General features: G+C 72.9%; 12 protein-coding genes, 1 rRNA gene and 1 pseudogene. 11 read left to right on the plus strand and 3 right to left on the minus strand.

The features are described from left to right. Positions 1-13 precede the first annotated feature (13 nt). Together rrf and ABZ641_RS09880 are read left to right on the plus strand one after the other, a co-directional pair. A 5S ribosomal RNA gene (gene rrf, locus ABZ641_RS09875) occupies positions 14-130 on the plus strand. A gap of 62 nt (positions 131-192) precedes the next feature. Continuing rightward, positions 193-1,050: a phosphatase PAP2 family protein gene (locus ABZ641_RS09880; RefSeq protein ID WP_359980509.1), complete on the plus strand. Its 858-nt coding sequence runs from the start codon at positions 193-195 to the stop codon at positions 1,048-1,050. Positions 1,051-1,186: 136 nt separating this feature from the next. On the opposite strand, the gene ABZ641_RS09885 is transcribed toward ABZ641_RS09880, so the two are convergent. Next, complete coding sequence (locus ABZ641_RS09885) at positions 1,187-1,750, minus strand: acetate uptake transporter (RefSeq protein WP_344627876.1); 564 nt, start codon at positions 1,748-1,750, stop codon at positions 1,187-1,189. A 394-nt stretch (positions 1,751-2,144) separates the two neighbouring features. After that, a complete protein-coding gene (locus ABZ641_RS09890; protein ID WP_359980510.1) occupies positions 2,145-4,700 on the minus strand; it encodes a SpoIIE family protein phosphatase in 2,556 nt (851 codons plus the stop codon). Positions 4,701-5,125: 425 nt separating this feature from the next. Here ABZ641_RS09890 and ABZ641_RS09895 point away from each other — a divergent pair, with 425 nt between their 5' ends. From ABZ641_RS09895 to ABZ641_RS09935, 9 genes are all read left to right on the plus strand, one after another. After that, the gene (locus ABZ641_RS09895; RefSeq protein ID WP_359980515.1) at positions 5,126-9,760 is read left to right on the plus strand and encodes a HAMP domain-containing protein; all 4,635 of its coding nucleotides are present in this window, start codon (positions 5,126-5,128) and stop codon (positions 9,758-9,760) included. Between the two features lie 236 nt (positions 9,761-9,996). Next, positions 9,997-10,632 (plus strand): response regulator, encoded by a 636-nt coding sequence (locus ABZ641_RS09900; RefSeq protein ID WP_344627886.1) that lies wholly within the window; start codon positions 9,997-9,999, stop codon positions 10,630-10,632. A gap of 134 nt (positions 10,633-10,766) precedes the next feature. After that, entirely contained in the window at positions 10,767-13,427 is a 2,661-nt protein-coding gene (locus ABZ641_RS09905) for a DNA translocase FtsK (protein ID WP_344627878.1), read from the plus strand. A gap of 355 nt (positions 13,428-13,782) precedes the next feature. Beyond that, complete coding sequence (locus tag ABZ641_RS09910) at positions 13,783-14,535, plus strand: helix-turn-helix domain-containing protein (RefSeq protein WP_344627879.1); 753 nt, start codon at positions 13,783-13,785, stop codon at positions 14,533-14,535. Between the two features lie 73 nt (positions 14,536-14,608). Beyond that, positions 14,609-16,069 (plus strand): 30S ribosomal protein S12 methylthiotransferase RimO, encoded by a 1,461-nt coding sequence (gene rimO / locus ABZ641_RS09915; RefSeq protein WP_344627880.1) that lies wholly within the window; start codon positions 14,609-14,611, stop codon positions 16,067-16,069. Beyond that, the gene (gene pgsA / locus ABZ641_RS09920; RefSeq protein WP_359980512.1) at positions 16,066-16,722 is read left to right on the plus strand and encodes a CDP-diacylglycerol--glycerol-3-phosphate 3-phosphatidyltransferase; all 657 of its coding nucleotides are present in this window, start codon (positions 16,066-16,068) and stop codon (positions 16,720-16,722) included. Before rimO ends, pgsA begins: the two co-directional genes overlap by 4 nt. Next, entirely contained in the window at positions 16,719-17,258 is a 540-nt protein-coding gene (locus ABZ641_RS09925) for a CinA family protein (RefSeq protein ID WP_344627882.1), read from the plus strand. Before pgsA ends, ABZ641_RS09925 begins: the two co-directional genes overlap by 4 nt. Before the next feature lie 272 nt (positions 17,259-17,530). Further along, positions 17,531-17,902, plus strand: a complete 372-nt coding sequence (locus ABZ641_RS09930; RefSeq protein ID WP_030272544.1) for a helix-turn-helix transcriptional regulator — start codon at positions 17,531-17,533, stop codon at positions 17,900-17,902. 47 nt (positions 17,903-17,949) lie between these two features. Further along, positions 17,950-18,225, plus strand: a complete 276-nt coding sequence (locus tag ABZ641_RS09935; protein ID WP_344627884.1) for a hypothetical protein — start codon at positions 17,950-17,952, stop codon at positions 18,223-18,225. 90 nt (positions 18,226-18,315) lie between these two features. Here ABZ641_RS09935 and ABZ641_RS09940 read toward each other — a convergent pair. Further along, positions 18,316-18,983, minus strand: a pseudogene (locus ABZ641_RS09940) (DEAD/DEAH box helicase); the annotation flags it as partial.

An 18,983-nucleotide genomic window follows, 5' to 3' on the forward strand; every position in this document is an offset into this window, starting at 1 on the left:
AGTTTCATAGTGTTTCGGTGGTCATAGCGCGAGGGAAACGCCCGGTTACATTCCGAACCCGGAAGCTAAGCCTCGTAGCGCCGATGGTACTGCAGGGGGGACCCTGTGGGAGAGTAGGACGCCGCCGAACAATCATTGAAAGAGAAGCCCCCTCCCCTTTGGGAGGGGGCTTCTCTACGTTAACCTTCGCCAATGCAGAACCTGACGCTCACCTGGCAGGCCTCGGCCGGCGCATCCGCCGCGCTGTACGCCACGGCCTTCGCTGCCGGGCGGGCCCGTCGTACGACGTCGGCCGCCCTGCTGAGAGAGGCCGGCACGCTCCTCGCACTGTTCACGCTGTGGCAGGTGGTCGGCCACCTGTCGGTGATGAGCACCGACCACGCGCTGGACCGGGCGGAGTGGATCCACCGCACCGAGCTGGCCTTCGGTCTGCCCGACGAGGTGTCCTGGCAGCGGGCGGTGACGCCGCACCCGTGGCTCGTCCAGGGGGCGAACTACTACTACGCCACGATGCACTTCGGGGTGATGCTCGTCCTGCTCCTGTGGCTGTTCCTGAAGCACCGGGAGAACTACGCCTGGGTGCGGACGACGGTGGTGGCGACCACCGCGGCCTGCCTGCTCATCCAGTTCATTCCGGTGGCGCCGCCGCGGATGCTGCCGGGGAACGGCTTCGTGGACCTGGCGGTGCAGTACGGGCAGTCGGTGTACGGCGGTGCGGTGGCCGGCGTGGTGCCGGACCAGTTGTCGGCGATGCCCTCGGTGCACGTCGCCTGGTGCGTGATCGTGGCGGTGGCCGTGGTCGTGGTCGGGCGGAGCCGCTGGCGCTGGCTGGTGGTGCTGCACCCGGTGCTGACCGTGGTGGTGGTCGTGGTGACCGCCAACCACTTCTGGGCGGACGGGCTGGTCGCGGTCGCCCTGCTGCTGGTGGTCTACCTGGTGCAGCACGCCATGGCCGGCTGGCGTGGCCAGACCGGAGTGCCGGGCGTGGTGCGGGTCCGGCCGGAGGACGATCTCCGGGAGGCGGAGCAGCACACCCCCGCCGTCCGCTGAGAGGCGGAGCAGGCGGGGCTGCGGGGATCGTGGTGCTGCCGGGATCCGGTACCGCGGTGACCGCGGGAACGGCTCCGGACACGGCGGTGGGCCGGGCCCCGTGGGGGAGAGGTCCGGCCCACCCGTTCTCGGGGGGTTACTTGACCGGCAGTGCCGCGCGACCCCAGCCGCTGTTGGTCAGCGACGCGGTCGCCCAGTACCAGGACGCGAGGCCGGAGACGGCGGCGACCCAGCCGGCGAGCTTGCCGAGGCCGGAGCTGTCGCCGAACGCGGCGACCGCGCCCAGCAGCAGGGAGACCGTGAGCAGGCCGTAGACGGCGCGCCCCAGCCATCCGCCGCTGTTCCAGCTGGCGAGGGTGAGGGTGAGCGCCAGCAGCGCCCAGAGCAGCAGGAAGAGCCCCGCGGCGTTCTTGCCGGCGCCCTCCGCGGTCGACCAGGTCGCCCAGAAGGCGCCGAGGCCGGTGAACGCGGTGCCGGTGAAGCCCTCACCGACGTGGAGCTGCCACAGGCCCGCGACGAACAGCGCGATGCCGCCGACCAGGTGGGTGAGCGAGACGGCGTCCTTGACCCCGGCACCGCTGAGGGCGCCGGTGGAGAGCAGGCCGTATGCCAGAAGGGTCAGTCCGAGGGCCAGGTATCCGAGAGGACCCGCGTCGGCTCCTGCGGGTCGGGCGTCCGCCCCGGTAGCGACATTGCTCACCGGAGGCTCCTTTCACTGCGTGCCGGGATGGCGGCGTGTTCTGTGGGGGCGCACCGCGGCATGGGGGAGCGCGGTGCGTGACGGTGCACGGAGGTGCACGAGGACGTGCGGTGCGGTGCACGGAGAGGTGCGTGAGGTGCTGCGCGATGCCGGGCCGCGGGCGCACGGACGTGGACGTGCGGGCGGGTTCCTGCTGGTGAGGACCGGCGGCGCGGCCGTCGGTCGATGCCCCTCCGGGGTGTCCCCCGGTGATGGATGTGTACCCGGTCCCGGCGCCTTGTACCCTTGTGAATCACACAATTTGTGCAGTCGTCAGCTGTGCGGTGCCGCGGTCCGACCACGCGGTGAACGGGATTGAACGTTCCGGTGCACGAAGCCCCGGGGCGGGGTGCCGTCAGGCGTGGCGCTGTTCGGGCACCCGCAGGGTGAGGATCGCCATGTCGTCGGAGGGCGGCTCGGGGGCGAACCGCTCGACGGCGCGCTGGACCCGGGCGGCGACCGCGCCGGCGGTCAACCCGGTGCAGCCGGTGAGGACTTCGGCCAGCCCGTCGTCGCCGAGCATCCGGCGGCCCTCGCGGCGTTCGGTGACGCCGTCGGTGACGCAGAGCAGGACCTCGCCCGGCGCGAGGACCAACTCCTCGGCGGTGAGGTCGAGTTCGTCCATGACGCCGAGCAGCGGTTGCGGCGAGGCGGCCTGGTCGACCTGCCCGTCGGTGCGCAGCCGCAGCGGCAGCGGGTGTCCGGCGCAGACCAGGGAGAGCGCGGTCGAGCCGTCCGGCCGGGGCGTCAACTCGCCGTACAGCAGGGTGAGGAAGCGGCTGCGGGTGCCCTCGCCGAGGATGGCGGAGTTCAGCCGGGCGAGGACCTGGGGGGCGTCGAGGCCCTCGCGGGCGAGCAGGCGCAGCGAGTTCCGGGCGAGGCCGGTGACCGAGGCGGCCTCCGGGCCGGTGCCGCAGACGTCGCCGATGGCGAAGCCGTAGGTGCCCTCGCGGATCGGGAAGATGTCGTAGAAGTCGCCGCCGACCTCGTTGCCCTCGCCGGCCGCCTGGTAGAAGACCTCGACCTCGACGCCGGGGATCTTGGGCAGTTCGGGCGGCAGCAGGGCGCGCTGGAAGGCCTGGCTGGTGGCGTTGCGCTCGGAGTACAGGCGGGAGTTGTCCAGGGCGAGCGCGGCGCGACGGGAGAGGTCCTCGGCGAGTTCGAGGATCTCCTGGCGGAAGCGGACGCCGCTGCCGACGCCGAGGACGAGCAGGCCGATGACCCGGTTGCGGGCGGCGAGCGGCAGGACGACGGTCTCGCCGAGCAGGCCGGCCAGGGCGGGGCCGTCGCTGAGGCCGAGGCTGCGGGCGGTCTCGGCGGGGGCCTTCCAGAAGCGGGCGCCGGCGGCGGGGACGGCCTCCGGGGCGGGCGTCTTGTCGAGGACGTCGCGCAGCGGGTCGATGCGGTCCTCGTCCTCGTGCAGCAGGAACGCGAGGTCGGCGCCGCCGTTCTGCTCGCCGGTGGTGTAGACGGCGCACCAGGCGGCGAGCTTGGGGACGGCCATCTGCGCCATGAGGGCGAGGGTCTGCTCGTGTTCGAGGGTGCCGGCGAGCAGGTCGGAGGCCTCGACGAGGAAGGAGAGCGAGCCGCGGCGCAGCTGTTCGAGCTCGGTGAGGCGGGCGCTCTCCAGGGCGAGGGCGATCCGGTCGGCGGCGAACTGCAGGCGCAGCGCGTCCTCGTTGTCGTAGCGGGCGGGGGCGCCGGCGGCGACGCCGAGGGAGCCGGTGAGCCGGCCCTCGACCTTGAGCGGGACGGTGATGAGGGAGCGCAGGCCGCTGCCGTTGAGCAGGGGTGCGGCGGAGGGGCGGACGGAGAGGTCCTCGTGGACGGCGGGGAGCCGGGCGGAGTCGTAGCGGCCGGCGCCGCCGTCGATCGGCAGGCGGGCGTAGCGGCGGCCGGAGCCGGGCAGGCCGGTGGCGGCGCGGACCTCGAACTCGGTCTCGTCGTCGGTGGTGAGCAGCAGGTAGGCGGCGTCGGCGTCGAGCAGGTCGCGGGCGCGGTCGACGATCCGCTGGAGGAGTCCGTCGAGGTCGCCGAGGTCGCCGGCGGAGAGCGGGCCGACGAGCAGGTCGAGGGGTTCGATCGCGGCGGGGACCTCGGCGGTGGTGCTGGGGCTGCGGAGCACGGCGCGGTCGCCGTCCCGGACGAGCAGGCAGAGCGTGGACGGGACGCCCTGGGCGTCGCGGAGGCGGACCTGGACGCCGTAGACCTCGACGATCCGGCCGTCGCCGGCGCGGACGCCGAAGGTGCCCTCCCAGCGGGCGAGCCGGAGGGTCTCGGCGAGGCCGAGGCCGGGGGAGGCCGGCCAGACGGCGAGGTCGGCCCAGGGCCGGCCGAGGGCCTGGTCGGGGGCCTGCCGGAAGAGCGCCTCGGCGTCCGGGTTCCAGCCGCGGACGGTGCCCTCGTCGTCGAGTTGGACGACGGCGACGCGCACCGGCCCGTCGGTGTCGGGGAGTTCGCCGCCGGGGAGGCTCGGCACGGCGTAGCGGGTGCCGTGGACGTGCTCGGGCAGGGCGAGCCGGAACCAGACGGTCTTGCGTCCGGCGGTGTACTCGACGCCCCAGCAGGAGGAGAGGGCGGAGCACATGAGCAGACCGCGGCCGCCCTCGCCGTCCGGGTCGGCGTAGCGGTCCGAGGCGGTGGGCACGTTGGCGAAGGCCGGCAGTCCGCGCTCGGGGTGGTGGTCGGTGACCTCGATGCGGACGGTCGACTCCTCGCGCACGCAGCCGACCTCGGCGGCGGTGCCGGCGTGCACCACGGCGTTGGTGACGAGTTCGCTGACCAGGACGACGGCGTCGTCGACGACCTCGGGCAGGCCCCAGCCGAGCAGCGCGTCGCGGACGAAGCCGCGTGCGGCGGCGGCGGAGCGGCCGGCCGGTTCGAAGGTGGCGGCTGCGCGCGCGGTGACCACGTGCCCACGACTCCTCTGCTCTGGTCCGGTCTGCTGCGGTCCGGCTGTTCGGCCACCGGGGGGTCCGCCGCGGCGCCCGGTGCAGCGTTCCACCCTACTTTCCGCTTCGTTCCCCGCGGGGCCCGGGCGCCGAAACAGATCCCTGGGGGTGATTCTGCCCACGGATTCGGTGCGCGTGCGGTGAACGCTGCGCAAGCGGACGGACACCGGGCGCAGGTGCTGACAGACTGGGGGGTCCGCAGCACAGGACCGGCGACGTACGGTCGGGTGGGGTACCGGTACCGCCGACGGCGGCCGGGCTGCCCGAGCGGTACTGGAACGGTACCGGACAGTCACGATGTGGGAGGGTCCCGTTGAGTTCGGCCACCAAGGACGCCATCGCCACGACCGGGGACGCGGACCGCGCCGGCCACCGGGCCCGCGGCGTGCCCGGGCGGCGGTCCGGGCACGCCCGGGGTGCCGAGCCGGCCGACCTGCGCAAGCTGCTGGCCGCGCTGACCGCGATGCGGGACGGCAACTTCCGGCGGCGGCTGACCTTCCCCGGGGACGGGCCGCTGGCGGAGATCGCCGCGGTGTTCAACGAGGTCGCCGAGCGCAACCAGCACCTCACGGGCGAGCTGGCGCGGGTGCGTCGGGCGGTCGGCCGGGAGGGCCGGCTCTCCGAGCGGCTGGAGGCGGGTGTCGGCGAGGGCGCCTGGATGGCCGCCATCGACAACTGCAACGCGCTGATCGACGACCTGGCCCGGCCGATGGCCGAGGTGGGCCGGGTGCTGACCTCCATCGCGGAGGGCGACCTGGACCAGCGGATGGAGCTCCGCTCGGTGCACACCAGCGGGGCGAGCTACCCGCTGCGCGGCGAGTTCCTGAAGGTGGGCCGCACCGTCAACGGGCTGGTGGACCAGCTGTCGGAGTTCACCGACGAGGTGACCCGGGTGGCGATCGAGGTGGGCACCGACGGCAAGCTGGGCGGCCAGGCCCGGGTGCGCAGCGTCTCGGGCAGCTGGAAGGACCTGGCGGACTCGGTCAACACCATGGCCGGGCGGCTGACGGCGCAGGTGCGCAACATCGCCGAGGTGACGACGGCGGTGGCCAAGGGCGACCTGTCGCGGAAGGTCACGGTCGACGTGGCCGGCGAGATGCTGGAGCTGAAGAACACCGTCAACACGATGGTGGACCAGCTGAACTCCTTCGCCGCGCAGGTGACGACGGTGGCGCGCGACGTGGGCACCGAGGGCCGCCTCGGCGGTCAGGCGCAGGTGCCCGGCGTGGCCGGCGTGTGGCGCGACCTCACCGACTCGGTGAACTTCATGGCGGCGAACCTGACCGCCCAGGTGCGCAACATCGCCGAGGTGACGACGGCGGTCGCCAAGGGCGACCTGTCGCGCAAGATCGAGGTGGACGCGCGCGGCGAGATCCTGGAGCTGAAGAACACCATCAACACGATGGTCGACCAGCTGTCCGGGTTCGCGGAACAGGTGACGAGGGTGGCCCGTGCGGTCGGCACCGAGGGCATCCTCGGCGGCCAGGCGCAGGTGCCGGGCGTGGCGGGCGTCTGGAAGGACCTCACCGAGAACGTCAACTCGATGGCGAACAACCTGACCAGCCAGGTGCGCAACATCGCCCAGGTGACGACCGCGGTCGCCAAGGGCGACCTGTCGCAGAAGATCCAGGTGGACGCCCGCGGCGAGATCCTGGAGCTGAAGAACACCATCAACACGATGGTCGACCAGCTCGGCGCGTTCGCCGACGAGGTGACCAGGGTCGCCCGGGACGTGGGCACCGAGGGCATCCTCGGCGGCCAGGCCAGCGTGCCGGGGGTGTCCGGCACCTGGAAGGACCTCACCAACAGCGTCAACCTGATGGCGAACAACCTCACCAGCCAGGTGCGCAACATCGCCGAGGTGACGACGGCGGTCGCCCGCGGCGACGTCTCCAAGAAGATCACCGTCGACGCCAAGGGCGAGATCCGCGAGCTGGTGACGACCGTCAACACGATGGTCGACCAGCTGTCGGCGTTCGCGGACGAGGTGACCCGGGTCTCCCGCGAGGTGGGCACCGAGGGCATCCTCGGCGGCCAGGCCCGGGTGCGCGGGGTCTCCGGCATCTGGCGGGACCTCACCGACAACGTCAACTTCATGGCGTCCAACCTGACCAGCCAGGTCCGCAACATCGCCGAGGTCGCCTCCGCGGTGGCCCGCGGCGACCTGTCGAAGAAGATCACCATCGAGGCGCAGGGCGAGGTCAAGGCGCTCGCCAGCACCATGAACACGATGGTCGACCAGCTGTCGGCGTTCGCCGTCGAGGTGACCCGGGTGGCCCGCGAGGTGGGCACCGACGGCACCCTGGGCGGCCAGGCCTCGGTGCCGGGCGTCGGCGGCATCTGGAAGGACCTCACCGACAACGTCAACCTGATGGCCAACAACCTCACCGGCCAGGTGCGCAACATCGCCCTGGTCATCACGGCGGTGGCCCGCGGCGACCTGTCGCAGAAGATCGACGTCGACGTGCGCGGCGAGATCCTGGAGCTCAAGACCAGCATCAACACGATGGTCGACCAGCTGTCCTCGTTCGCCGACGAGGTCACCCGCGTCGCCCGCGAGGTGGGCACCGACGGCCGGCTGGGCGGCCAGGCCCGCGTACCGGGTGTCGCCGGCCGCTGGCAGGACCTCACCGAGTCGGTGAACGAGCTGGCGAACAACCTGACCCGGCAGGTCCGCGCGATCGCCCAGGTGGCCACCGCGGTGACCCGCGGCGACCTGTCCCCGCGGATCGACGTGGACGCGTCCGGCGAGCTCGACGAGCTCAAGGACAACATCAACCAGATGATCGCCAACCTGCGCGAGACCACCCGCACCAACAAGGACCAGGACTGGCTGAAGACCAACCTGGCCCGGATGTCCGGTCTGCTGCAGGGCCGCCGCGACCTGGAGGCCGTCGCCTCGCTCATCATGACCGAGCTGACCCCGGTGGTCTCGGCCCAGCACGGCGCCTTCTTCCTCGCCCAGCCCTCCGGGCGGACGGCCGAACTGGTCACCGAGGACGACGACGAGAATGACACCGTGCTGCGCCTGATCGGCAGCTACGGCTACCAGCGGCGCACCATGCCGACGACCTTCCGGCCCGGCGAGGGCCTGGTCGGCCAGGTCGCGGTGGAGCGCCGATCGATCGTGATCAGCCACACCCCGCCCGGCTACCTGAAGATCGCCTCCGGGCTGGGCGAGGCATCCCCGGCGCACGTGGTGGTGCTGCCGGTGCTGTTCGAGGGCCGGCTGCTCGGCGTGATCGAGCTGGCCTCGTTCAGCGCCTTCACCGCCGTCGCGCTGGATTTCCTGAACCAGATCGCCGACCTGATCGGCGTCACCGTCAACACCATCAGCGTCAACACCAAGACCGAGGGCCTGCTCCTGGAGTCGCAGCGGCTCACCGCCGAACTCTCCATGCGGTCCGCCGAGTTGGAGGCCCGCCAGGAGGAGCTGGAGCGCACCAACGAGGAGCTCCAGGAGAAGGCCGAGCAGCTCGCCCAGCAGAACCGCGACATCGAGATCAAGAACAGCGAGATCGAGGAGGCCCGGCAGATCCTGGAGGAGCGCGCCGAGCAGCTCGCCCTCGCCTCCCGCTACAAGAGCGAGTTCCTCGCCAACATGTCGCACGAGCTGCGCACCCCGCTGAACTCGCTGCTGATCCTCGCCAAGCTGCTCTCGGACAACAACGAGGGCAACCTGTCGCCCAAGCAGGTCGAGTTCGCCGAAACGATCCACGGCGCGGGTTCCGACCTGCTGCAGCTGATCAACGACATCCTGGACCTGTCCAAGGTCGAGGCGGGCAAGATGGACGTCCGCCCCGCCCGGATCGCCCTGGTGCAGCTGGTCGACTACGTCGAGGCGGCGTTCCGGCCGCTCGCCGAGGACAAGAGCCTGGACTTCGCCGTCCGGGTCACCGACGACCTGCCGGTCACCCTGCACACCGACGAGCAGCGCCTCCAGCAGGTGCTGCGCAACCTGCTCTCCAACGCGGTGAAGTTCACCGATGCGGGCGCCGTCGACCTGCTGATCCGCCCGGTCACCAACGGCGACGTGCCGCAGCACGTCCGCGAGCAGCTGCTGGAGGCCGACGCGATCGGCGACCCGGACGAGGAACTGATTGCCTTCTCCGTCTCCGACACCGGCATCGGCATCCCCGGGAACAAGCTCCGGGAGATCTTCGAGCCGTTCCGGCAGGCCGACGGCGGCACCAGCCGCAAGTACGGCGGCACCGGCCTCGGCCTGTCGATCAGCCGGGAGATCGCCCGGCTGCTCGGCGGCGAGATCCACGCCGAGAGCGAGCTCGGCCGCGGCTCGACCTTCACCCTCTACCTGCCGCTGCGCGCCGACGAGCCGGACGCCGCCCCGCTGGACCGCCCGGCGGGCCATGCGGTGCGCGCCGCGGTCGGCGTCACCCCGGTCGGGATGCCGGTGCCGGTCGGCGAGAACCCGGCGGAGCACTGGGCCCAGGAGGTCCGCGAGCTGGCCGAGGAACGCCGCCGGGGCGCCGCCGAGCGACGCCGCGCCGTCGAGGGCCGCACCCCGCGGCGGGCCCTGGAGGGCCGCAGCGCCGCGGAGCCCGCCGTCGCCGATCGCGAGCAGTTCCCGCGCCAGCCCGAACGGCCCGCGGACCGCGCCGGGGCCGGCCAGTTCCAGGGCCGCTTCGAGGGCCAGCGGGTGCTGATCGTCGACGACGACATCCGCAACGTCTTCGCCCTCACCAGCGTGCTGGAGGAGTACGGACTGGCCGTGCTCTACGCGGAGAACGGCCGCGAGGGCATCGAGGTGCTGGAGCAGCACGAGGACGTCGCCCTGGTGCTGATGGACATCATGATGCCGGAGATGGACGGCTACGCGACCACCGAGGCGATCCGTCGGATGCCGCAGTTCGCGGGGCTGCCGATCATCGCGCTGACCGCCAAGGCGATGAAGGGGGACCGCGAGAAGAGCCTGGAGGCGGGGGCGAACGACCACGTCACCAAGCCCGTCGAGACCGACCACCTGCTGGCGGTCATGCGCCAGTGGCTGGCGGTCGGGTAGCCGCCAGGTCCACCGGTCGGTCCGTACTGGCGGGTCCGGCCGGGAACCCGGTAGTGTGCCGCAATCGTTGCGAACGGTGACCGAACGGTGACTCGGCGTCCCGGATCGGCGAGCCCGGCGGCCCGAGTTGCCGGGAGCGATGTGGCGGGCGAGGGGGTACGGCTAGCATGACCGGGTCAGTAGTGGGCGGCACGGGCGTGCCGACCCTGGGCAGGCAACCGGCAGGAGGGCGGGTCCTGGTGCAGAAGGCGAAGATCCTTCTGGTCGACGATCGGCCGGAGAACCTGCTGGCGCTGGAGGCCATCCTCTCCGCGCTGGACCAGACGCTGGTCCGGGCCTCGTCCGGCGAGGAGGCACTCAAGGCGCTGCTCACCGACGACTTCGCCGTGATCCTGCTGGACGTCCAGATGCCCGGCATGGACGGCTTCGAGACGGCCGCGCACATCAAGCGCCGCGAACGCACCCGCGACATCCCGATCATCTTCCTGACCGCGATCAACCACGGGCCGCACCACACCTTCCGCGGCTACGCGGCCGGCGCGGTGGACTACATCTCCAAGCCCTTCGACCCGTGGGTGCTGCGCGCCAAGGTCTCCGTCTTCGTCGACCTCTACATGAAGAACTGCCAGCTCAAGGAGCAGGCCGCGCTGCTGCGCCTGCAGCTGGAGGCGGGCGAGGCCCCGGCCATCGGCGGCGCCCTGCTCGGCGAGCTCTCCGCCCGGCTGGCGACGGTCGAGGAGCAGGCGGAGGCCCTCACCAAGCAGCTCGACGGCACCTCGGAGACGGCGGCCGCCGCGGGCGCCGCCCATCTGGAGAGCAAACTCGCCGGCCTGCGCCGCGCCCTCGACGCCCTGCGCCCCGGCTCGTCCTGACGGCCCGCCGGGCGCCGGCCCGTATCCACCCGGTCGGGTGACACGGCGGCCGTGACAGGACGTCGGCGACACGCCGCCCTGCTCGCGCTCGGTCACATGTGCAGGCGTGCCGGCCGCCGGTAGGCTGCTGTGCCATGGCCACACGTACGCCCGGAAGCCAGGCACGCAACCCGAAGCCCGGGCCGGCCAAGAAGGCGCCGGCCAAGAAGGCCGCCGCCACGCCCGCGGCGCCGCGCAAGGCGGCCGCGAAGAGGGCGCCCGCCAAGAAGGCCGCGGCACCCGCCCCGCCGCCGCCCCGGCCGATACTCTTCCGCGCCGTCCGGGCCGTCTGGCTCGGCCTCGCGCACTCCGTCGGCGCGCTCTTCCGCGGCTTCGGCCACGGCGCCCGCAACCTCGACCCGGCTCACCGCAAGGACGGCGTGGCGCTGATGCTGCTCGCCCTGGCACTGGTCACCGCGGCCGGCACCTGGTTCAGCCCGCAGGGCTGGCTCGGCGAGGCCGCCACCAACGTCGTCTCCGGGCTGTTCGGCCGGCTCGACGTGCTGGTGCCCTTCCTGCTCGGCGGCGTCTCGGTGCGGCTGATGCGGCATCCCGAGGTGCCGGAGGCCAACGGCCGGATCGTGATCGGCCTGACCGCGCTGGTCGTCGGCGTCCTCGGCCTGGTCCACATCGGCTGCGGAGCACCCGTCATGTCCAGCGGGGCGTCCCGGATACGGGCGGCGGGCGGCATCGTCGGCTGGGCCGCCTCCACGCCGATGATGGCCGCCGCCGGACCGCCGCTCGCCGTGCCGCTGCTGATCCTGCTCGCCTTCTTCGGCCTGCTCGTGGTCACCGCCACCCCGGTCAACAAGATCCCCGAGCGGCTGCGCGGCCTCGGCGAGCGGCTCGGCGTGGTCGAGCCGGCCCTCGCCGGGGCCCCCGGCGCGGACGGCTCCGCGGCCGCCGGCACCTCCCGCGAGCACTCCACCGAGCCGCCCGAGGACGCCGACCCCGAGGCGCTGCCCTTCACCATCGACGACGAGGACGCCCCGCCCCGCAGGCGCCGCCGCCGCAAGCAGGTCGACGACCCGGAACTCGCCTCGGCCGTCCCCGACATGTTCGTCAAGGACCCGTACGAGACCCGCGACCTCGCCGCCGGCGTCGCCGCGGACCTCGACGGCGCCCTGCTGTACGGCGTCCCGGGCTCGCCCGCGGTCGCCAGCATGCTCCACCAGGTCAAGGACAACACCGCCCCGCCGGAGGAGCCCGCGGTGCCCGCCGCCCGCTCCGAGGGGGCGCCCGAGGGCCACGGCCCGGCGCCGGTGCGGATGGAGCAGCTCACCCTCGCCGGGGACATCGCGTACTCCCTGCCGCCGCTGGACCTGCTGGAGCAGGGCGCCCCGGCGAAGGCCCGCTCCCGGCTCAACGACGAGGTCGTCGCCCAGCTCACCGGCGTTTTCGCGGAGTTCAAGGTGGACGCCCGGGTCACCGGCTTCACCCGCGGCCCGACGGTCACCCGCTACGAGGTCGAGCTCGGCCCCGCCGTGAAGGTCGAGCGGATCACCGCGCTGGCCAAGAACATCGCCTACGCCGTCGCCAGCCCGGACGTGCGGATCATCTCGCCGATCCCCGGCAAGTCCGCGGTCGGCGTGGAGATCCCCAACCGGGACCGCGAGATGGTCAACCTCGGCGACCTGCTGCGCTCGCGCGCCGCGGCCGAGGACGACCACCCGATGGTCGTCGGCATGGGCAAGGACGTCGAGGGCCACACGGTGATGGCCAACCTCGCGAAGATGCCGCACATCCTGGTCGCCGGCGCCACCGGCGCGGGCAAGTCCTCGTGCATCAACTGCCTGATCACCTCCGTCCTCGTCCGCTCCACCCCGGACGAGGTGCGGATGGTGCTGGTCGACCCCAAGCGCGTCGAACTGACCGCGTACGAGGGGATCCCGCACCTGATCACGCCGATCATCACCAACCCGAAGAAGGCCGCCGAAGCCCTCCAGTGGGTGGTGCGCGAGATGGACATGCGCTACGACGACCTGGCCGCGTTCGGCTTCCGGCACGTCGACGACTTCAACGCCGCGGTCCGCTCCGGCAGGCTCAAGCCGCCGCTCGGCAGCGAGCGCGAGCTGACGCCGTATCCGTACCTGCTGGTCATCGTCGACGAGCTGGCCGACCTCATGATGGTCGCGCCGCGGGACGTCGAGGACTCGGTCGTGCGCATCACCCAGCTCGCCCGTGCGGCCGGCATCCACCTGGTGCTCGCCACCCAGCGGCCCTCGGTGGACGTGGTCACCGGCCTGATCAAGGCCAACGTGCCGTCCCGGCTCGCCTTCGCCACCTCGGCGATGGCCGACTCCCGGGTCATCCTCGACCAGCCCGGTGCGGAGAAGCTGATCGGCAAGGGCGACGCGCTCTTCCTGCCGATGGGCGCCTCCAAGCCGGTCCGCATGCAGGGCGCGTTCGTCACCGAGGCGGAGATCGCCAAGGTCGTCCAGCACTGCAAGGACCAGATGGGCGCCGTCTACCGGGACGACGTCACGGTCGGCGGCGGCCCCAAGAAGGAGATCGACGAGGAGATCGGCGACGACCTCGACCTGCTGATCCAGGCCGCGGAGCTGGTCGTCTCCACCCAGTTCGGCTCGACCTCGATGCTCCAGCGCAAGCTGCGGGTCGGCTTCGCCAAGGCCGGCCGGCTGATGGACCTGATGGAGTCCCGGGGCATCGTCGGCCCCAGCGAGGGCTCCAAGGCACGCGACGTCCTGGTCAAGCCGGACGAACTGGACGGTGTCCTGCTGACACTCCGTGGATGAGCCGCCTCTCACTCGTTCGGAGGAATGTGATAAGTAGGGGGAACCGCGCCGAGCAGTCGGCGCGTCCCTATCGGGGCGGGGACGAATTGTGCACCCGGCCTGCGCTGACCTGCCGTCAGACGCGGCCGGCAAGCCGCCCACGTTCGGGCCTATTCCGCTTGAGATTCGTTCCACCCCCGCCCCTAGACTGTTTTCTCAGCAGGTGGCCAACGCTCGAAAGGCGCGTCCAGTGACCATCGGCAAGTCCCCCGACCGTGGCAGCAGCCGGCCCTCCGCCCGCACGTCCCGGAACGACCCGGGGCAGCCGGCGCCGGCGGCCGACCAGCCAGCCGCTGACCTCCCGAGCATCGGTCGTGTGCTCACCACCGCCCGCATCGACGCCGGCCTGACCGTCGATCAGGTGAGTACGAGCACCCGCGTCCGCGTCCCCATCGTCCACGCCATCGAGCAGGACGACTTCTCCCGCTGCGGCGGCGACTTCTACGCCCGCGGCCACATCCGCGCCCTGGCCCGCGCCGTCGGCGTCGACGGCGAGGACCTCGTGGCCCGCTACGACGCGGCGCACGGCGGCTCGCCCGCCGACCGCCGCCCGACCCAGCTGCTCGACACCGCCCCGATCAAGGTCAACGACCACCGCCGGCCGAACTGGACCACCCCGATGGTGGTCGCCATCCTCGCCGTGGTCGCCCTGATCGGCTTCAACCTGTTCGGCGGCCACTCCAACGCCCCCGCCACCGGTGCCGCCAGCTCCCCGCTGGCCAGCGCCGCCGGCTCCGCCCCTGCCGGCTCGTCCGCCCAGCCCCCGGCCCCGGCCCCGAGCCTCGCCCCGATCGCCGCGGCCCCGGCCGACAAGGTCACCGTGAAGCTCGTCGCCGAGAAGGCCACCAGCTGGGTCTCCGCCAAGGACGGCAAGGGCAAGGCGCTGTTCTCCAACAACCTGGAGACCGGCCAGGACCAGACCTTCACCGACCCCAAGCAGATCAGCCTGGTGCTCGGCAACGCCGGCGCCGTGCACGTGTACGTCAACGGCAAGGACCTCGGTCCGGCCGGTGCCGACGGCCAGGTGGTGCACGTCACGTACACCCCTGGAGACCCGCAGGCGGGCTGAGTCGGGGCGACGGATCGGCGCGCACGGCCTCCGGGGCGAACGGCACCGGGGGCCGCGCGTTAATCTTGGCGTCATGCCTGAACGCCGTACTGTCGCCCTTGTCACGCTCGGATGCGCCCGCAACGAGGTGGACTCCGAGGAACTCGCCGGGCGACTGGAGGCGGACGGCTGGCAGCTGGTCGACGACGCAGCCGACGCCGACGTCGCCGTCGTCAACACCTGCGGGTTCGTCGAAGCCGCCAAGAAGGACTCCGTCGACGCCCTGCTGGAGGCCAACGACCTCAAGGGGCACGGCCGCACCCAGGCCGTCGTCGCGGTCGGCTGCATGGCCGAGCGCTACGGCAAGGAGCTCGCCGACGCCCTGCCCGAGGCCGACGGCGTGCTCGGCTTCGACGACTACACCGACATCTCCAGCCGGCTGCAGACCATCCTCTCCGGCGGCCACGTCGAGGCCCACACCCCGCGGGACCGCCGCAAGCTGCTGCCGCTGACCCCGGTCGAGCGCCAGGCCGCCGCCGCCGAGGTCGCCCTGCCCGGCCACGGGGCCCCCGAGGACCTCCCCGAGGGCGTCGCCCCGGCCTCCGGCCCCCGCACCCTGCGCAAGCGGCTCGACGACAGCCCGGTCGCCTCGATCAAGCTGGCCTCCGGCTGCGACCGGCGGTGCTCCTTCTGCGCCATCCCGGCCTTCCGCGGCTCGTTCATCTCCCGCCGCCCCTCCGACGTGCTGAACGAGGCCCGCTGGCTGGCCGAGCAGGGCGTCCGCGAGGTCGTGCTGGTCAGCGAGAACAACACCTCGTACGGCAAGGACCTCGGCGACATCCGCCTGCTGGAGACCCTGCTCGCCGAGATCGCCGACATCGACGGGATCGAGCGCATCCGGGTCAGCTACCTGCAGCCCGCCGAGATGCGGCCCGGCCTGATCGACGCCATGACCTCGATCGACAAGGTCGTGCCCTACTTCGACCTGTCCTTCCAGCACTCCGCGCCGGCCGTGCTCCGCCGGATGCGCCGCTTCGGCTCCACCGACCAGTTCCTGGAGCTGCTGGACGGCATCCGCGCCAAGGCCCCGCAGGCCGGCGCCCGCTCCAACTTCATCGTCGGCTTCCCCGGCGAGACCGAGGAGGACTTCGCCGAGCTGGAGCGCTTCGTCTCCGGCGCCCGCCTCGACGCGATCGGCGTCTTCGGCTACTCCGACGAGGAGGGCACCGAGGCCGCGACGCTCGACGGCAAGCTGCCCGAGGACGTCGTCGCCGACCGCCTCGCCAAGCTCTCCCGGCTGGCCGAGGAGCTCACCGCCCAGCGCGCCGAGGAGCGGATCGGCACCGAGGTGCTGGTCCTCGTCGAGTCCGTCGAGGACGGCACCGTCGAGGGCCGCTCCGCCCACCAGGCCCCGGAGACCGACGGCCTCACCACCCTGCTCGGCGCGGACGACGCCGAGGTCGGCCGGTTCTACCGGGCCGTGGTGGTTGCCGCCGAGGGTGTCGACCTGGTCGCCGAGGTCGTCGGCGCCGAGGCCCCAGGAGCGGACGCGTGACCAAGGGGCCCGGCGCCCCGACGGCGGCCCCGCCCGGCCGCCCCGGGGCCGCGCCGTCGCCGCAGCCGGGCCTCTGGAACATCGCCAACGTCCTGACGATGGTCCGCCTGCTGCTGGTGCCGGTCTTCGTGCTGCTGCTCTTCGCGGACGGCGGCCACGACCCCAAGTGGCGCTCGGTCGCCTGGGCCTCCTTCGCCATCGCCATGATCACGGACGTCTTCGACGGCGAGCTCGCCCGCCGCAAGGGCCTGATCACCGACTTCGGCAAGATCGCCGACCCGATCGCCGACAAGGCGATCATGGGTGCCGCGCTGATCGGCCTCTCGATCCTCGGTGACCTGCCCTGGTGGATCACCGTGGTCATCCTCGCCCGCGAACTCGGCATCACCCTGATGCGGTTCTGGGTCATCCGGTACGCCGTCATCCCGGCCAGCCGCGGCGGCAAGCTCAAGACCCTCACCCAGGGCATCGCGGTCGGCATGTACGTGCTGGTGCTGACCGGCCCGCTGGCCACCGCCCGCGCCGTCGTCATGGGCGTGGCCGTGCTGCTCACCGTCGCCACCGGCCTCGACTACGTCGGCCAGGCGGTCCGGCTGCGGCGCGAGGGCCTGGCCGAGCAGCGCGCCGCCGCACGGGAGGCCACCGGCCGATGAGCACCCCCGACGGCGGTGCGGCGCAGCACGCGGCGCAGGACGGCAGCGCCGGTGACGGGCTCGCGGAGCGGGTGCACGCCGCGCTCCGCGGGCGGAGCGCCACCGTCGCCGTCGCCGAGTCGCTGACCGGGGGTCTGCTGGCGGCCGCTCTGGTCGACGTCCCCGGCGCCTCCGCCACCTTCCGAGGCTCCGTCACCGCGTACGCCACGGACCTCAAGGCGTCCGTGCTGGGCGTGGACGAGGGGCTGCTGGCCGTGCACGGCCCCGTCCATCCGGTGGTGGCCCGCCAGATGGCCGAGGGCGTAAGGGCACTGCTCGGTGCCACCTACGGACTCGCCACCACCGGGGTGGCCGGACCGGAGCCGCAGGACGGCGTGCCGGTCGGCACCGTCCACATCGGATTCGCCGGTCCTGCGGGAACACGGGCCGACTCCCGGGTGTTGTCGGGGCAACGTGCAATCATCCGTCGCAGGACGGTGGCAGCCGCTCTGGAGCTGCTGCTCGAGCGCCTAGCGAGTGACGGCCCGTCGCGCTGAGCTTTCCCGAAATCTCCGAATCGGCCGCCCGAGCTGGAGGATCGTGTTACAGCACAGGCCCAGGGCGGGCAGAACAGAGCCAAGCCGAGTCACCGCGTGGCGACGCCACGGGCCCGGACGACGCGCAGCGGACGCCCGGGCGGGGCACAGAACGGGAGGGGACAGCCTTGCAGCCCAGAGTGAACACGACCACGGTCCCCGCACGCGATGCGGACGAGGCGGTACGGTGGGGTCGTGACATCTCGATCCGCAGTCCGAGGAGGGAGGCACCGATGATCCTGCTCCGTCGCCTGCTGGGCGATGTGCTGCGTCGGCAGCGCCAGCGCCAGGGCCGCACACTCCGCGAGGTGTCGGCGGCCGCCAGGGTTTCGCTCGGCTACCTCTCCGAGGTGGAGCGGGGGCAGAAGGAGGCTTCCTCCGAGCTGCTCTCCGCCATCTGCGACGCGCTCGATGTCCGGATGTCCGAGGTCATGCGCGAGGTCAGCGACGAGCTGTCCCTCGCCGAACTTGCGGCGATGGCCACCCTCTCGGAGGGTGATCTGCTGAGGCCGGTCCTCGAACCGGTTCCGCTGCCGGCCCCCGGTGTCGATCGGGCCGGCACGACCGTGCCCAAGGCAGCAGCCATGGACGTGGTCGCGGCCTGACCGGACCTCGCCCTCCCCGACCAGGGGAGCGAGTGAAGGAGGCCCCGGTGCGCAGAGTCGTTACGGCACGAGCCCAGGTGCTCGTCAGGGCGGCCGGGCGGGCCCACCTGAGGTGGGTCGGCCCGGCCGCCCTGCTGTGTGCGGCCACCGGATGGTGGCTGTTCGGCCCCGGCGCGGCGGGCGACGGCCCGGCGCTCGGCATACTCGCCGCCGGCGGCTGGGGACTGGGGCTGCTGCCCGTCCACACCGACCGCCGGCTGACCGGCCCGGCCCGCCGCCGCACCATCCCGCCGGACCAGGACGGCCTCGGCCCGGCGGCCTAGGGCCCTGTCTTCAACGGCGTACGGATGCCACACAGGGGCGCGTGGGGTGCCCCCAGCGCCCCTGAACCGACCGCCCGAGCGCCCCGGGGGCTATTGGGGGCGGAGGCGGTAGCCGCGGGGGGTGGGGTGGAAGCCGGCGGCCTCCAGGACGGGACCGAGCGGTGAGGTGAGGGCCGGCTCGCCGTCGGCGCGCTCCACCGTGACGCTGCCGAGCGCCCCCTCGCGGGCCGCCCGCCCCAGGGCCTGCGCGGCCGTCGCCAGCACTTCGCCCTCCGCCCAGGACAGCAGCGACTTGCCGCCGCGCTCCACGTACAGCACCAGCTCGCCGTCGACCAGGACGACCAGGGCGCCGGCCTTGCGCCCGGGGCGGTGGGCGGAGCCCTTCGCGGGGGAGGCACCCGGTGGTTCGGGCCAGTCCAGGGCCGCGCCGTAGGCGTTGGCCGGGTCGGCGGCGGCCAGCACCAGCGCCTCCGGCTGGTCGGCGCTGCCCGGCCCGGCCGTCCAGCCCTGCGCCCCGGCGCGCTCCAGCCGTCCGCTGACCGAGCGCAGCCGGTCCGCGGCGCCGTCCATCGCGAACTGGGAGCCGCCCAGCCCCTCGACGAAGTACCCGCGGCGGGCCCGGCCGCGCTCCTCGAAGGCGGAGAGCACCCGGTAGACGCCGGCGAAGCCGCCGGGGACGCGCTCGGCGGCGACGGTGCCGCGGGTGAGGACGCCGTGCCGGTCGAGCAGGCTCTGCGCCCGGGCCGCGGCCCGGGCGG

Source organism: Kitasatospora sp. NPDC007106 (assembly GCF_040634455.1).
GTDB classification, from domain to species: domain Bacteria; phylum Actinomycetota; class Actinomycetes; order Streptomycetales; family Streptomycetaceae; genus Kitasatospora; species Kitasatospora arboriphila.

Bases quoted from the DNA above. Each gene is read 5' to 3' on its own strand.
- ABZ641_RS09880 (WP_359980509.1), top strand. From the start codon at position 193: ATGCAGAACCTGACGCTCACCTGGCAGGCCTCGGCCGGCGCATCCGCC.
- ABZ641_RS09905 (WP_344627878.1), top strand. From the start codon at position 10,767: ATGGCCACACGTACGCCCGGAAGCCAGGCACGCAACCCGAAGCCCGGG.
- rimO (WP_344627880.1), top strand. From the start codon at position 14,609: ATGCCTGAACGCCGTACTGTCGCCCTTGTCACGCTCGGATGCGCCCGC.
- ABZ641_RS09925 (WP_344627882.1), top strand. From the start codon at position 16,719: ATGAGCACCCCCGACGGCGGTGCGGCGCAGCACGCGGCGCAGGACGGC.
- ABZ641_RS09930 (WP_030272544.1), top strand. From the start codon at position 17,531: ATGATCCTGCTCCGTCGCCTGCTGGGCGATGTGCTGCGTCGGCAGCGC.